The organism is Thiobacillus sp. (assembly GCA_024235835.1).
In the GTDB taxonomy this organism is placed as follows: domain Bacteria; phylum Pseudomonadota; class Gammaproteobacteria; order Burkholderiales; family Thiobacillaceae; genus PFJX01.
Genome location: JACKLQ010000002.1, coordinates 439,261 through 453,712 on the forward strand (window position 1 = coordinate 439,261; position 14,452 = coordinate 453,712).

Genomic DNA, 14,452 nt, shown 5'->3' on the forward strand with positions numbered 1-14,452 from the left:
CACCCCCTCCGTGCCCGTCAGCCCGGCCAGAGTCCTCGCCGCCCAGCTCGTCAATGCTGTTCTGCTGGAGGGCCGCAGCCTGACCCAGGCCATCGGCCATTGGCGCGAGCAGCCCAGTCCCCAGGACCCCCGCGTCCTTGCCGCCGCCCAGAACCTGGCCTACGGCACCTTGCGACGGGCAGGGCGGCTGCGGTTCTTCCTCTCTACCCTCGCCGGCCGGCCCCTGACCCCCCCGGACCTGCTGGGCCCCCTGATGGTGGGCCTCTTCGAGCTGGACACCGAGGCCAGCCCGCCCTATGCCGCCGTGAACGAGACCGTGGCCATGGTGGGGCGGGACCATCCCCGGGCCCGGGGTTTCGCCAACGCCCTGCTGCGGAATTTCCAGCGTCGCCGCGCGGAACTTGAGCAAAGCGCCCAGGAAGACGATGAAGCCCGCTGGAACTTCCCCCTTTGGTGGCTGGAGCGCCTCCAGGACGCCTACCCGTCCCACTGGCAGGACATCGTCGCCGCCCAGAACAGCCACCCGCCCATGACCCTGAGGGTCAATGTCCGGCGCACGGACTTGACCACCTATGCCGCCCTGCTTCGGACCGCCGGCCATGCCTGCCACCAGACCGGCCCCTGGGCCCTCACCCTGGAGCAGCCCGTGCCCGTGGGCGAATTGCCTCACTTCGCCGACGGCTGGGCCTCGGTACAGGACCTGGGCGCCCAATGGGCCGCACCCCTGCTGGATTGCGCCGACGGCATGCGGGCGCTGGATGCCTGCGCGGCCCCAGGGGGCAAGACCGCCCACCTGCTGGAGGTCCACGAACTGCACCTGACCGCCCTGGACAACGATGGCCGCCGCCTGGATCAGGTGCGGGACACCCTGGCCCGCCTGGGCCTTGAGGCCAAAGTCATGCCGGCGGATGCTGGCCGCCCAGACGCCTGGTGGGACGGCCGCCCCTTCGACCGCATCCTGCTGGACGCCCCCTGTACCGCCTCCGGCGTGGTCCGCCGCCACCCGGACGGCAAGTGGCTCAAGCGCGCCGAAGATATGCAACATCTGGCCAAGGAACAGGCCAGGCTGCTGGATGCACTGTGGCCCCTGCTGCGGGTGGGTGGCAAAATGCTCTATGCCACATGCAGCCTGTTCCCCGGCGAGAACGAGGACCAGATTCGCGCATTCCTGGAGCGCCATCCGGAGGCCCGCGCCGAGCCCCTCACCCTGCCCGGCCTGGACCATGGAACGGCCCATTGCCAGGTGCTGCCCGGACCGGAGACCGATGGATTCTTTTATGCCCGCCTGCTCAAGAGAAAGTGATGGGCCGCCCCGAATTTACTCACCCCCCTCGGGGGGTGGAATCCGCATGGCGGATTCCTGGGGGTCGCTGATAGAGAGCTTCCTGCGCGCCAGCCTCTTCCTGCTGGCGGCTATTTGCGTCATGGGTCCGGCCGGTGTCCGGGCCGAGGGCATCTCCCTGGCCCAACTGGAAGTGACCCAGAAGGGCGAGTTGTTCCAGCTCTCCGGCCACTTCGACATCCAGCTTTCCGACACCATGCAAAAGGCCCTGCACCGGGGCGTGCAGCTCTCCTTCGTACAGGCCGTGGAAAGCGAAAGGGAGCGGGCCTACTGGCTGGCGGAAAGCCTGACGGAACAGGAACGCACCATCCGCCTGTCCTACAACGCCCTGTTGCGCCAGTACTACGTGACCCTGGCTGGCGTCTCCACCAGCCACGAAGGCCTGCCGGAAGCCTTGCGTGCCGTGGGGGATCTGCGGGACTGGGCCGTGCTCAACATCAAGCAGATGAAGAAGAAGTCCCAATACAGTTTCTTCGTGCGCATGTACCTGGACATCTCCCAACTGCCCAAACCCCTGCAGGTGAACGCCCTGGCTTCCTCCACCCGCTGGCAGCTGGATTCGGGCTGGCAGGAGAAGGCGGTGAAGTACTGATGGACATGGGCAAGCGTGAAGCGGGAAGTGGGAAGCGGGAAACCCGCCTCCGCTGCGCCTTCGCCCCCACTCCCCACTCCCAACTGCCCACTCCCCAGTAATGTTCTACCTGGTCGCCATCAGTCTGCTGCTGGGGTCAGTCCTCATCGGCCTGCTGGCCGCCGCCGCGGACAACACCAGCTTCTTCGCTGGCAACCTGCATGTGCTGCTGGGCATCACCGTGGCCACGGCCGTCGGCCTGGCACTGCTCATCGTCTACCAGGCCGTAGTCCTGATCCGGCGCATCCGCGCCGGCGTGTTCGGCGCCAAGCTCACAGCCCGCCTGTTTCTCATCATCGGCCTCATGGCCCTGGTGCCGGGCATGGTGGTGTACGGCATCTCGGTACAGTTCCTCATCAGTTCCATCGAATCCTGGTTCGACGTGCGCATGGAACGTGCCCTGGAGGGCGGCCTCTCCCTGGGCCGTTCCGCCCTGGAGCACGTGCAGCGGGAAGTGGTGCGCAAGAGCGAGAACCTGGCCCAGCAACTGGCGGACCTGCCCGCCGTGATCCAGACCGGCCGCCTGGACGACCTGCGGGAAGCCGCCGGCCTCCAGGAAGTCGCCCTGTTCGACGTCAACGGCGGCATGCTGGGTTTCTCCTCCGGCAGCCGTGACAGCCTGCTGCCCCCACCCCCGGACCAGGGCGCCATCTGGCAGGCCAAGCTGCAACAGCCCTGGTCCCGCCTGCAGGCCTCGGAGAAGGGCAGCGGCATCTCCGTGCATGTGGTGGTGCCCGTCAACCTGGTGGCCCTGGCCGAGCAGATCCGCATCCTCCAGGTGATTCAGCCCGTGCCGAGCCAGTTGGCGGCCGACGCCCAGGAAGTGGAAGCCGCCCGCCAGAGCTACCAGGAACTGGACATCTCCCGCCTGGGGCTCAAGCGCCTTTATGGCATCTCCCTCACCCTGGCCCTGGCCCTGGCCCTGTTCTCCGCCTTCACCCTGGCCTTCCTGCTTTCTGAACGCCTTGCAGCGCCCCTGCGGGCCCTGGCAAGGGGCACCCGCGCCGTGGCCCGGGGCGACTTCACCCAGGTGACCACCGTGGCCAGCCGGGACGAACTGGGCATGCTCACCCAGTCCTTCAACCGCATGACCCGCCAGCTGGCGGACGCCCGGGCCATCGCCGAGGAGCGGCAAGACAAGATCCTGGAGGCCAACGCCTACCTGGAAGGGGTGCTGGCCAGCGTCACCACCGGCGTGGTCACCCTGGAGCACGATCTTTCCGTGCGGCTGGCCAACCCTGCCGCCGCCGCCATCCTGGGCGCCGCCCGCGGCGACCTGGAAAACAGGCCCCTGTCCGCCTGGGGCCAGGACCGCCCCAGCAACGGCCTGGCCGCTTTCGCCGCCGAGATGGTGGAACACTTCCGCGAGAACCCCACCGGCTCCTGGCTGGAACAGCTGGAACTGGCCACGCCGGAAGGCAACCGCATCCTCCTGGCCAGGGGCACGCCCCTGTCCGCCGCCGACATGCCGGATTACGTGCTGGTGCTGGACGACGTGACCCAGCTCATGCAGGCCCAGCGGGACGCGGCCTGGGGAGAAGCCGCCCGGCGCATGGCCCACGAGATCAAGAACCCCCTCACTCCCATCCAGCTCTCCGCCGAACGCCTGGAAGCCAAGCTGTCGGACAGGCTGGAGGGCGCTGCCCGGGATATCCTCACCCGGGCCACCGCCACCATCGTGGGCCAGGTGAACGCCATGAAGGGCCTGGTGGATGCGTTCGCCCAGTATGCCCGCCTGCCCTCCCCCAGGATCGAGCGCCTGGACATCAACGCCCTGGTCCATGAGGTCGCCCATCTTTATGAAGAGTCGGCCCAGCTTGAGACGGCCCTGGCGGAGGACCTGCCTCCCGTGGCCGGCGACCCCGCCCTGCTGCGCCAGGTGCTGGTTAACCTCATCAAGAACGCCCAGGAGGCTGTCGGCGAAGGCACCAGGCCCCACATCCGCGTGCGCACACTGCTGCACGGGGACCACGTGGACCTGTGCGTGGAGGACAACGGTCCCGGCTTCCCGGATGAACTCAAGGGGCGCATGTTCGAGCCCTATGCCACAACCAAACCCAAAGGCACGGGCCTGGGCCTGCCTGTGGTAAAAAAGATCGTTGAGGAACACCATGGCAGTATCACGGTGAGCAATATGGATAATGGTGGCGCCCAGGTTTGTGTGCGCCTGCCCGCATTGAAGGAAACCTAGGGCCGTGCCCGGGCCCGGTCACTCCCTTTCGGAGGCCGGCCATGACGGCGATTGTCAATAAGGAAAAACACGATGTCTGAAATCCTGGTGGTGGATGACGAACCCGGCATTCGGGAACTGATGCAGGAAATCCTGGAGGAAGAGGGCTACGAGGTGCGCATGGCCGAGAACGGCGCCAGCGCGCGCAACGCCCTGGAGGACAAGATCCCTGACCTGGTATTGCTGGACATCTGGATGCCCGACGTGGACGGCGTCACCCTGCTGAAGGAATGGAAGACCCAGGGACGCCTCACCATGCCCGTGGTGATGATGTCAGGCCACGGCACCGTGCACACCGCCGTGGAGGCCACCCGCCTGGGGGCCTTCGACTACCTGGAAAAGCCCATCGCCTACAAGCAATTGCTGGAGACGGTGAAGAAAGCCCTGGATGCGAAGCCTTCCAAGCCCACCACCACGGGCGACCTTTCCGCCCTGGGGGCCGGGGAAGCCATTCGCCGCCTGACCCAGCGCCTGAACCTGGCCGTGGCCGCGGGGCTGCCCGTGGTGCTGCTGGGGGAACCCGGCAGCGGCGAGGAACACGCCGCCCGCTACCTCACCCCCCCCAACGGTTCCTTCCTGCGGGTGGACGTGCCCGCCACCCTGGCCAACCAGCCCACGGAGATCCTGGCCCAGGCCAAGGGCGGCCTGGTGTTCATCCCCGACCTGGCGGGCCTCAACGCCATGCAACAGCGGGGCCTGGCGCTGCTCCTCAACCGCCGAGCCGAATTCGGCGTGCGCGTGGCCGCCGCCACCCAGATGGCTCTGAACGATCTGCTGGCGGAAGGGCACCTGAGCCAGGAACTGCACGACATCTTCATCCATGCCGTGGTGGAGATGCCCCCCCTGCGGGAACGCCGGGAGGACATCGTGCCCCTGGCCCGCCGCATGGTGGAGGACGCCTGCGCCCGCCTGCTGATCCCTCCCCGCCAATTCGCCGAGGGCGCCCTGGCGGCCCTCACCGGCCACGACTGGCCCGAGAACCTGACCGAGATGGAAACCCTGGCGGGGCGCCTGGCCCTGAATGGCGGCGACGCGCCCATCGACGCGGCGGAGGTGAAAGCCATTCTGGGCCCCGGCAAGAAGGGCGCCCATGCCAGCGGCATCGACCTCATGCTGCACCTGCCCCTCAAGGATGCACGGGACCAGTTCGAGAAGGCCTACCTGGAAGCCATGCTGGAGGAATGCCACTGGGGCATGAGCCGGGCGGCGGAGCGGGCCGGCCTGGACCGCACCAACCTCTACCGCAAGGTGAAGCAGCTGGGCATCGAGGCACCGGGAAAGGAAAAATGATGCAGGTAAAGGGGGAAGGGCCCGCGCCTTCGGCGCTCAAGGGGGAAGGGTCTAAACTCCCCCCTGCCACCCTTCCCCCTTCCCCCTTAACCCTTCACCGCAAAACATGAAAATCATCATCCTCGGCGCGGGCCAGGTGGGCTCCAACCTGGCGGAGCATTTGGTGCGCGAAGGCAACGACCTCACCGTGGTGGACGTGGATGCCGACAAGCTCTCGGCCCTCCAGGATCGCTTCGACCTGCGCACCGTCTGGGGCCAGGCCTCCCACCCATCCATCCTGCGCCAGGCCGGCGCCGACGACGCCGACATGCTGGTGGCCGTGACCCTCAACGACGAGACCAACATCGTCGCCTGCAAGTTGGCCGCCACCCTCTTCAACATCCCCACCAAGATCGCCCGCATCCGCTCCCTGGACTACATGAAGCACCCGGAACTGTTCGGCCCGGACAACTTCGCCGTGGACCACGTCATCGCCCCGGAGCAGGAGATCACCGATTACCTGCGCAAGCTCATCGACTACCCCGAGGCCCTGCAGGTGGTGGACTTCGGCGCCGGCCGGGCCCGCCTGGTGGCCATGAAGGCCCGGGCCGGTGGCCCCCTGGTAGGCCACGAGCTGCGGGACCTGCAGAAGCACCTGCCAGGACTGGACGCCCGGGTGGCCGCCATCTTCCGCCGCGACCGCACCATCGTGCCCGAGGGCCGCACCGTCATCCAGAACGACGACGAGATCTTCTTCATCGCCGCCACGGAGAACATCCGCGCCGTGATGAAGGAGATGCGTCGCTCCGACAAGGGCGTGCGCCGGGTCATGATCGTGGGCGGCGGCAACATCGGCCGGCGCCTGGCCACCAGCCTGGAAGCGGACTATGAGGTCAAGCTCATCGACCGCAACAAGAAGAACACGGAGGCCCTTTCCCGCGTCCTGAAGAGCACCCTGGTGCTCACCGGCAACGGCACCGACGAAGACCTGCTGCTGTCGGAGAACATCGAGGACATGGACGTGTTCTGCGCCCTCACCAACGATGACGAGGACAACATCATGTCCTCACTGCTGGCCAAGCGCCTGGGGGCCCGCAAGGTCATCGCCCTCATCAACCGCGCCACTTACGTGGACCTGCTGCAGGGCGGCGAGATCGACATCGCCCTGTCCCCCGCCCAGGCCACCATCGGCCCCCTTCTGACCCACATCCGCCGGGGCGACATGGCGGTGGTGCACAGCCTGCGGCGGGGCGCGGCCGAGGCCCTGGAAGCCGTGGTGCACGGCGACGCGAAGGCCTCCAAGCTGGTGGGCCGCCGCATCGAGGAGGTGAGCCTGCCGGAGGGCGTTTCCATCGGCGCCATCCTCAGGGCGGAAAAGGTCATCATCGCTCACCACGACACCACCATCGAGGCGGAGGACCACCTGGTGCTGTTCGTGCCCCACAAGCAGCTCATCCCCAAGGTGGAAAAACTGTTCCAGGTGGGCCTGGGCTTCTTCTAGATACAGGGACCCATGCGATTCCTGAATCTCCTCCATGTCCTGGGCATGGTCATCGGCTTCTTCGGCCTGTCCATGCTTGCCCCCCTGTTACTGGCCGAGATCACCAGGGATGGCGCCCAGCGGGCCTATGACGAGGCGGCCCTCATCACCATCGGCGTGGGCCTTATCCTCTGGCTGGCGGGACGGCGCTGGCGGCGGGAACTGAAAACCCGGGACGGCATCCTGCTTGTGGTGCTGATATGGACCCTGCTGCCGGGCTTCGCCGCCCTGCCCCTGCTCCTCTACCTGCCGGACCTGTCCGTCACCGACGCCTACTTCGAGACCATGTCCGGCCTCACGGCTACCGGCGCCACCGTGCTCTCCGGCCTGGACGACCTGCCCAACTCCATCAACCTGTGGCGCGCCCAGTTGCACTGGATCGGCGGCCTGGGCGTCATCGTGCTGGTGGCGGCCGTGCTGCCCCTGCTGGGGGTGGGCGGCCGGCAGATGCTGCAGGCGGAAATGCCCACGCCCATGAAGGACCAGAAGCTGACGCCCCGCATGGCTGAAACCGCCAAGGGGCTCTGGGTGGTGTACATCCTTCTCACCCTGGCCTGCATCGCAGTGCTGTGGGCCCTGGGCATGAGCTTCTTCGACGCCGTGGTGCATGCCTTCTCGGTCATGGGCCTGGGGGGCTTCTCCTCCCACGACGCCAGCCTGGGCTTCTACGATTCCGTGGCCCTGGAAGTGGCCGTGGGCGGCTTCGCCCTGCTGGCGGGCATCAATTTCGCCACCCACTTCCTCGCCCTGCGGGGACGCAGCCTTTCAGCCTACCGATTCGACCCGGAAATCCGCTGGTTCCTGGGCGTGGTGCTGGGCAGCGGCCTGCTGCTGGCTCTGCTGCTGTGGGGGCGGGACTTCTTCCTGGACTTTCCCACCGCCCTGCGCTACGCCCTTTTCAACACCATCTCCGTGGCCACCACCCTGGGATTCGCCACCACCGACTACGGCCAGTGGCCCTTCTTCGCCGGCTTGTGGATGATGTTCCTGTGCAGCTTCTCCACCTCCGCCGGCTCCACCGGTGGCGGCATCAAGTTCATGCGGGCCATGCTGCTCTACAAGCAGGTATACCGGGAACTTCAGAAGCTCATCCACCCAAACGCCCAGATCCCCGTGAAGCTGGGGGGGAGCGTGGTGCCCAACAAGATCATGTACGCCGTGCTGGCCTTCGCCTTCATCTACGTGGCGTCCATCGTCATCCTGTCCTTCGCCCTTTCCTTCACCGGCCTGGACGTGCTCACGGCCTTCTCCGCCATCGTCGCCACCCTCAACAATACCGGCCCGGGCCTGGGCAACGTGGGGCCGGCCACCACCTATGCGGTGCTGAATGATTTCCAGACCTGGATCTGCACCTTCGCCATGCTGCTGGGCCGGCTCGAGCTCTTCACGCTGCTCGTGGTGCTGACGCCGGCCTTCTGGCGCCGGTAAGCGGCCTGCCCCCCGGGAGCCAGCGCCCGAAATCGTCCGATGCGGCAGCCAGCTAGTAGAGGTCGCTCAGTGGACGGTAGATACCCTTTTCCACCACGCGGTTGATGACCGTTGCAGGAACCTTGTAACTGGCCAGAAATAACCTTGCCCGGCTCTTGCCGACCTTTAGCAGCAGACGGACCCCCAGATCGACGAGAAACGCCGTGTCGTTGTCGGTGCGGGCAATGGTGGCCATGGGACCGTATGTTATTCGAAAGAGCCATTGGGCCAACCCGGTCGGTGTTCACAACGATGAGGGGCAGGCAACATGGAACCGTCTATCTCCCACGCAGTGCCTTGACCCGCCCCTGTGGCGGGTTTTTTCTTGGCGATGAGCGGCGGGGTTGAACTTCAAGCCGTTCTTCCCTTGGTAGGGCGTGTACATCCTCTGCCGGCCTTGCGCAGACGTTAATGCTTGCCGGAGTGGAGAGTAAAATTTTCACTGGTTATTGAAGTAATCAAAGCGCAATGCCTTACATGTTGATTTGGGAATCCCCCAATACAATGAGGTGTCATTTTTCCGGCGATGTTGATGCTGCAGGTCTCAACAAGGCGACTAATGATTTTTACAACGACGAACGGTCGGAGCATGTCACCAAGGTGCTTTGGGATTTTTCAGCGATGAAACATTTCGAGGTTGAAAAAGACCATGTCACGGAAATCGCCTTCACTGACTATGTGGCCAGCGGATACTTGAAACCCATGAAGGCCGCGTTCATAACTACAGACCCACAGTTTTCCGAGTTGGCTAAGCATTACATCGCAGAGATGGAACAGTTGGAGAGTTCCTGGACAAACCGATTATTCACATCCATCGAAGACGCCAGAATCTGGATTGCTTCTCCATGAGTGTTCGAGTTTGCCAAGCTACCTTGGCATTACGCTTAGGGTCGGGAGTAGGCTGATCTGTAACGCCACGCGACCGTCGGCAGCGAGGCGAACCCGGACCTCCACCAAGTGGTGAAGCAGACGTTCAAAGCGGCTGGGGTCGAGGCACCCCCTACGGCTTAACCACCGCCAAGGGCTCCCCCGCCTCCAGCCGACCTATGACGGCGGCTCGCTCGAAGCCTTCCTTGCGGAACACCTCCAGCACCCTGTCCGCTGCGTCGGCGGAGCAGGCCACCAGGAGGCCGCCGCTGGTCTGGGGATCGGTGAGAATGGCCTTCTGCCAGTCCGCGCAGTCGGCGAACAACTCCACGCCCTGGCCGTAGCTCATCCAGTTGCGACCGCTGGCACCGGTGACGAAGCCCGCCTGGGCCAGGTCCACCACGTCAGGCAGCACCGGCAATTTCGAGAACTCGATGAAGGCGGTGAGCCCGGAGCCCCGTGCCAGCTCCAGGCCATGACCCAGCAGGCCGAAGCCGGTCACGTCCGTGAGCGCGTGCACGCCGTCCATCTGCCCCAGTTCCACCCCGGGGGTATTGAGCTGGGTGGTGGAATCGATCATGGCCTCATAGCCCTTGGGGGATAGCTGGTCCTTCTTGAGGGCGGCGGAGTAGATGCCCACTCCCAGGCCCTTGCCCAGGATCAGCACGTCGCCGGCCTGGCCGGCGCTGTTCTTCTTGATCTTGCGGGGATCCACCACGCCGATGGCCACCAGGCCGTAGATGGGCTCCTGGGAATCGATGGAGTGGCCGCCGGCGATGGGGATGCCCGCAGCCCTGGCCGCCGCCTCGCCTCCCGCCAGGATCTGCCGTATGACATCGTGGGGCAGCTTGTCGATGGGCATGCCTACCAGGGCCAGGGCGAACAGGGGTTTGCCGCCCATGGCGTACACGTCGGAGATGGCGTTGGTGGCGGCGATGCGGCCGAACTCGAAGGCATCGTCCACGATGGGCATGAAGAAGTCCGTGGTGGCGACGATGGCCTGTTCCTCGTTCAGTTTCCACACCGCCGCGTCGTCGGAGGACTCGATGCCCACCAGCAGGTCGGGGAAGCTGGACGCCAGACCCTTGGAGAAGGGGGTGTCCGCCAGGATCCTTTCCAGCACCGCCGGGGCGATCTTGCAGCCGCAGCCGCCGCCGTGGGAAAGGTGGGTAAGGCGAACAGGAGTGTTCAGGACGGGGGCGGGAGTGGAATCACTCATGCAGATGCTCGTTTTCTGGAAATCAGGAAGGCAGCAGCCAGTAAAGCCGCAATGATAATCAGGACAGGGACATTGCCCCAGCGCAGGTAGGGCGTCAGGCCGGTGCGCCCCTGGGCCTCGCCCGCCAGGGTGGCCTGGGTGAAGGGCGCCAGTTCCGCCCGCACCCGGCCCTGCTCGTCCAGGATGGCGGTGATGCCCGTGTTGTTGGACCGCAACTGCCAGCGCCCCGCCTCCAGGGAGCGCATGGCGCCGATCTGCAAATGCTGGCGCGGGGACAGGCTGTTGCCGAACCAGGCGTCGTTGCTCACGTTGACCAAGAGTGTCGCTTCCCGGGCGGCGTGGATGCGTTCCTCGCCGAAGGCGTCCTCGTAGCACACGTTCACCGCCAGCTGCTCGCCGGCGGCGGCGATGGGCCCCTGGTCCGCCGCCCCCACGGAGAAGTCCCCCAGGGGGATATGCATCATGTCCACCAGCCAGCGGAAACCGAAGGGCACGAACTCGCCGAAGGGCACCAGGTGATGCTTGCGGTAATTGCCAGCCGGCGAGGCGCCAAAGCTGGCCACGGCGTTGTAGTACTCGCCGGAGGGCGTGTTCTCCGGCAGCCCCACCAGCAGATCGCCGTTGCGCTGCTTCACATGCTCGGCCAGCACTTCCAGATAGCCGCCCGGCACGTTGGAGCGGAACAGGGGCACCGCCGTCTCCGGCATGATCACCAGCCGCGCGTCGGTGGCGAACACCTGGCGGGCGTAGTCCTGGAGGGTGGCGGCGATCTTCTCCGGGCGGAATTTCATCTCCTGGGGCACGTTGCCCTGGAGCAGGGCCACGGACACGGGCGCGCCCGCGGGCCGGGTCCATGTGGCCTGCTGCAGGCCGTAGCCCGCCACCAGCAGGAGCACCCCCGCCGTCATGAAATTGGGCCGCCGGCTGGCGAACAGTCCGGCCACCAGGGCCACCATCAGGCTCACGCCATACACCCCCAGCATCGGCGCGAAACCCGCCAGGGGGCTGTCCGGCACCTGGGAATAGCCGAAGGCCAGCCAGGGGAATCCCGTCAGGAACCAGCCCCGTACCCATTCCAACAGCACCCAGGCGGCGGGCAGGGCCAGGACGGGGCTCATCCAGCTCTTGGGGGCCAGGCGTGCCGCCAGCATGAGCGCCAGGGCAGGGTAGAGGGCGATGAAGGCGCAGAACAGCAGGGTGGCCACCACGGCAATGGGCGCCGGCAGGCCGCCATAAGTGGACAGACTCACATAGACCCAGGAAACCCCCACCAGAAACAGGCCCATGCCGTAGCCCCAACCCACAACGAAGGAGCCCAGGGGGGATGAGCCTCGTACCCAGACGAACAGGAACGTCAGGGACACGATGGTCGCGGGCCACCAGCCCAAGGGCGCGAAGCCGGGCACGGCCAGGGCGCCCAGCAGCGCCGGGATCAGCAGGTGGGAAACGAGGCGGGGCATGGCTGTCAGCTCCGTGCGGCCGTTCCGAAGGAACTGACCTCCCCCTCGGGGGGAAACGAGCATAGCGAGTCAGGGGGTCGTTTCATGTCAGGCCAAACCACAGGGCGGGGCACGCCCCATGCGGGTCAGTTCATGCTGAAGGCGACGAAGGCCACCTCGTCGCCCCCCTTCAGGGGCACGTTGGCGCCGTCGTCCACGAACTGCTTGTTCACGGTGATCTTCAGGCGCTCGGGGTTTTTCGCGAACACGGTTTCCCAGTGCTCCTGCCGCTTGGCCAGGTGGGCCATGAGGCCGTGGAGGTCGTTTACGGACATGGGCAGGAACAGGACCTCGTTGTCGCGGCCCAGCAGCTCCACCAGGTGGGCGAAGTAAAGAATGGTGATCTGACGGTTCATGCAAAAACTCCGGAAACATGGTCCCCCTTGCCAGAACCCTCTCACGCAAGCGGGGGAGGTCAGGGTGGGGGAATAAAGGCTGCGTATTTTAAGCCAGAGCCTCGCTTACCTTCTGCCTCAATACCGGCAGCAAATCCCTTTCGAACCAAGGGTTTCGCTTCAACCACATCTGGTTGCGGGGGCTTGGGTGGGGCAGGGGAAGGAATGGACCACCCCCAGGCGGCCGCTGCGCGGCCTCCGCCCCCCGAGGGGGACGAGGAAACTCGGGGCGGCCCGTCGTTTCCTCGACCGTCAGGTATTCCCGCCAGGCTGCCACGGTCTCGGTGAGGGTCTTCTTAGCCCGGGGCCCCAGATAGTAGGCCTGGGCATACTGGCCGATGAGCAGGGTCAGGCGGATATCCGGCAGGGCGGCCCGCAGGGGCGGGTGCCACAGGGGCGCGCACTCCGGCCGGGGCGGCAGGTCGCCTTGCTTGCCCGTGCCGGGAAAGCACAGGCCCGTGGGGATGATGGCGATGCGGGACTCGTCGTAGAAGGTGTCCCGGTCCATGCCCAGCCAGCTCCGCAGCCGGTCGCCGGAGGGGTCGTTCCAGGGAATGCCCGTATCGTGCACCTTGCGCCCCGGCGCCTGGCCCACCACCAGCAGTCGCGCCGTGGTCGAGGCCCGCAGCACCGGCCGGGGGCCGTGGGGCAGGTGGGGGGCACAGAGGGTGCAGGCCCTCGCCTTGCCCAGGAGTATGTCCAGCGCGCTCATCGGTTCGTCGGATCAGGCAAGACTTCGGAATAAGGGCCACCCGTGGCCGCCGGGGGTGTCTTTGGTCTTAACACACCCATCTGCTGACCCTGGGGGATGGTGATGCCTTCCATGCCCTGCTCCACCAGGGTGATCACCAAGGAGCCGCCATAAGCGAAGTGGCCCATCCTTTCGCCCTTGGCGACAGGTACAGGCCGGAACGGCGCCACCTGCCGGAACTTGTCCTCGAACACCACGGACCCCACCGTATCCAGGCCCACGGGGACCATGGCCACGTAGCCGTAATCGCTGGTTTCGATGATGAAATAGCCCCGACGGAAGTGCTCAAAGACGCTGTAACCCTGGCCATAGCCGATGTTGCCCTTGTTCAGGAACCCGTGCAGGTCCGGAATGCCCCAGTAGGCCCCAGCAACGTCCTCCCGGGATTCCACTACCCGACCCGACGCCACGGCGTGGTAGTGGTGGTAGGTATGGGGCAGCAGGATGCAGGAGATGGAGGTTCCCTTCTCGAAATGTTTTGCATAGGCCGATCCGGCCAGCAGGGCCTTCACGTCCATCTTCTGGCCCAGCTTGGCGGCGACTCGCGCCTCCGGCGTCAATGGGTCGATCATGTTCAGGACGCAATCCGTGGGGGCCACCAGCACGGCGTCATCCATCAGGCTGGCGATGGGCCGCATGCCGGGCTTCAGGTCCCGGGCGAAGAATTCGTTGAAGGACTGGAAACCTCCCGGGGGAACGACGTACTGGTCCATGGCAATGCCCGGGTCGGCCATCCATTGCCTGATGGATGCAGTGGATGCCTGGCTGTCCAGGAACGCGCCCCGAGCGGCGACGAAATTCTTCGTCCAGCCCAGGCCGGGCTCCTGGCCGACTAGCCGTTGTCCGTATTCATTGCGGTAATAGAACCAGGCGAACTTCTTGATGTACTCGAACTCGTCGTCGGCACCACCGTTGACGGGCAGCAGATAAAACCAGTCATTGAAGAAAGCGGCAAGGTCATCCAGGGTCTTGCCCTTCCAGGGATTGGCCATGGGGCCATCCGGGTCCCGGACGTTCGCCAACGCCCGGTCCAGGGTGTCGCGGAACCCCTGATCAGCGTCATACAGGGCCCGCAAGGCCTTGACGGGCGGCGCTTCCGATGAAGCCGGGGTTGTGTTGGCCGACTGCGCCCATACAGGCAAGCTTACCGTGAAACACACCAGCATCATTCGCAAGATGGAAATCATGGAATGCTCCCGAGTCATTGCCGGGCTGAATTGAATGGCCTGTGTCACCGCCCTG

The 14,452-nt window shown here is 65.7% G+C and carries 13 protein-coding genes; 7 read left to right on the forward strand and 6 right to left on the reverse strand.

Translation table 11 applies throughout. The features are described from left to right. Positions 1-10: 10 nt before the first annotated feature. From rsmB to H6935_10280, 6 genes are all read left to right on the forward strand, one after another. Positions 11-1,303: a 16S rRNA (cytosine(967)-C(5))-methyltransferase RsmB gene (gene rsmB, locus H6935_10255; GenBank protein ID MCP5278726.1), complete on the forward strand. Its 1,293-nt coding sequence runs from the start codon at positions 11-13 to the stop codon at positions 1,301-1,303. A 46-nt stretch (positions 1,304-1,349) separates the two neighbouring features. Beyond that, on the forward strand, positions 1,350-1,934 hold the full coding sequence (locus H6935_10260) for a DUF4390 domain-containing protein (protein ID MCP5278727.1): 585 nt from the start codon (positions 1,350-1,352) through the stop codon (positions 1,932-1,934). Positions 1,935-2,034: 100 nt separating this feature from the next. Beyond that, the gene (locus H6935_10265; GenBank protein ID MCP5278728.1) at positions 2,035-4,164 is read left to right on the forward strand and encodes a HAMP domain-containing protein; all 2,130 of its coding nucleotides are present in this window, start codon (positions 2,035-2,037) and stop codon (positions 4,162-4,164) included. A gap of 72 nt (positions 4,165-4,236) precedes the next feature. Beyond that, complete coding sequence (locus H6935_10270) at positions 4,237-5,493, forward strand: sigma-54-dependent Fis family transcriptional regulator (GenBank protein ID MCP5278729.1); 1,257 nt, start codon at positions 4,237-4,239, stop codon at positions 5,491-5,493. 106 nt (positions 5,494-5,599) lie between these two features. Beyond that, on the forward strand, positions 5,600-6,973 hold the full coding sequence (gene trkA / locus H6935_10275) for a Trk system potassium transporter TrkA (GenBank protein ID MCP5278730.1): 1,374 nt from the start codon (positions 5,600-5,602) through the stop codon (positions 6,971-6,973). A 12-nt stretch (positions 6,974-6,985) separates the two neighbouring features. Further along, a complete protein-coding gene (locus H6935_10280; protein MCP5278731.1) occupies positions 6,986-8,440 on the forward strand; it encodes a TrkH family potassium uptake protein in 1,455 nt (484 codons plus the stop codon). Between the two features lie 52 nt (positions 8,441-8,492). Here H6935_10280 and H6935_10285 read toward each other — a convergent pair whose 3' ends face one another. After that, positions 8,493-8,675 (reverse strand): hypothetical protein, encoded by a 183-nt coding sequence (locus H6935_10285; GenBank protein ID MCP5278732.1) that lies wholly within the window; start codon positions 8,673-8,675, stop codon positions 8,493-8,495. A 272-nt stretch (positions 8,676-8,947) separates the two neighbouring features. Between H6935_10285 and H6935_10290 the strand changes: the two genes are divergently transcribed. Next, the gene (locus H6935_10290; protein ID MCP5278733.1) at positions 8,948-9,328 is read left to right on the forward strand and encodes a hypothetical protein; all 381 of its coding nucleotides are present in this window, start codon (positions 8,948-8,950) and stop codon (positions 9,326-9,328) included. Between the two features lie 151 nt (positions 9,329-9,479). On the opposite strand, the gene selD is transcribed toward H6935_10290, so the two are convergent. From selD to H6935_10315, 5 genes are all read right to left on the reverse strand, one after another. Next, positions 9,480-10,565: a selenide, water dikinase SelD gene (gene selD, locus H6935_10295; GenBank protein ID MCP5278734.1), complete on the reverse strand. Its 1,086-nt coding sequence runs from the start codon at positions 10,563-10,565 to the stop codon at positions 9,480-9,482. Further along, complete coding sequence (gene lnt, locus H6935_10300; protein MCP5278735.1) at positions 10,562-12,025, reverse strand: apolipoprotein N-acyltransferase; 1,464 nt, start codon at positions 12,023-12,025, stop codon at positions 10,562-10,564. The genes selD and lnt overlap by 4 nt, the downstream gene beginning before the upstream one ends. A gap of 125 nt (positions 12,026-12,150) precedes the next feature. Beyond that, positions 12,151-12,420: a MoaD/ThiS family protein gene (locus H6935_10305; GenBank protein MCP5278736.1), complete on the reverse strand. Its 270-nt coding sequence runs from the start codon at positions 12,418-12,420 to the stop codon at positions 12,151-12,153. An 88-nt stretch (positions 12,421-12,508) separates the two neighbouring features. Beyond that, positions 12,509-13,171, reverse strand: coding sequence for a uracil-DNA glycosylase family protein (locus H6935_10310; protein ID MCP5278737.1), 663 nt, complete (start codon positions 13,169-13,171; stop codon positions 12,509-12,511). Further along, positions 13,168-14,397, reverse strand: a complete 1,230-nt coding sequence (locus H6935_10315) for a phosphatidylserine decarboxylase (GenBank protein MCP5278738.1) — start codon at positions 14,395-14,397, stop codon at positions 13,168-13,170. The genes H6935_10310 and H6935_10315 overlap by 4 nt, the downstream gene beginning before the upstream one ends. Between the last annotated feature and the right edge of the window lie 55 nt (positions 14,398-14,452).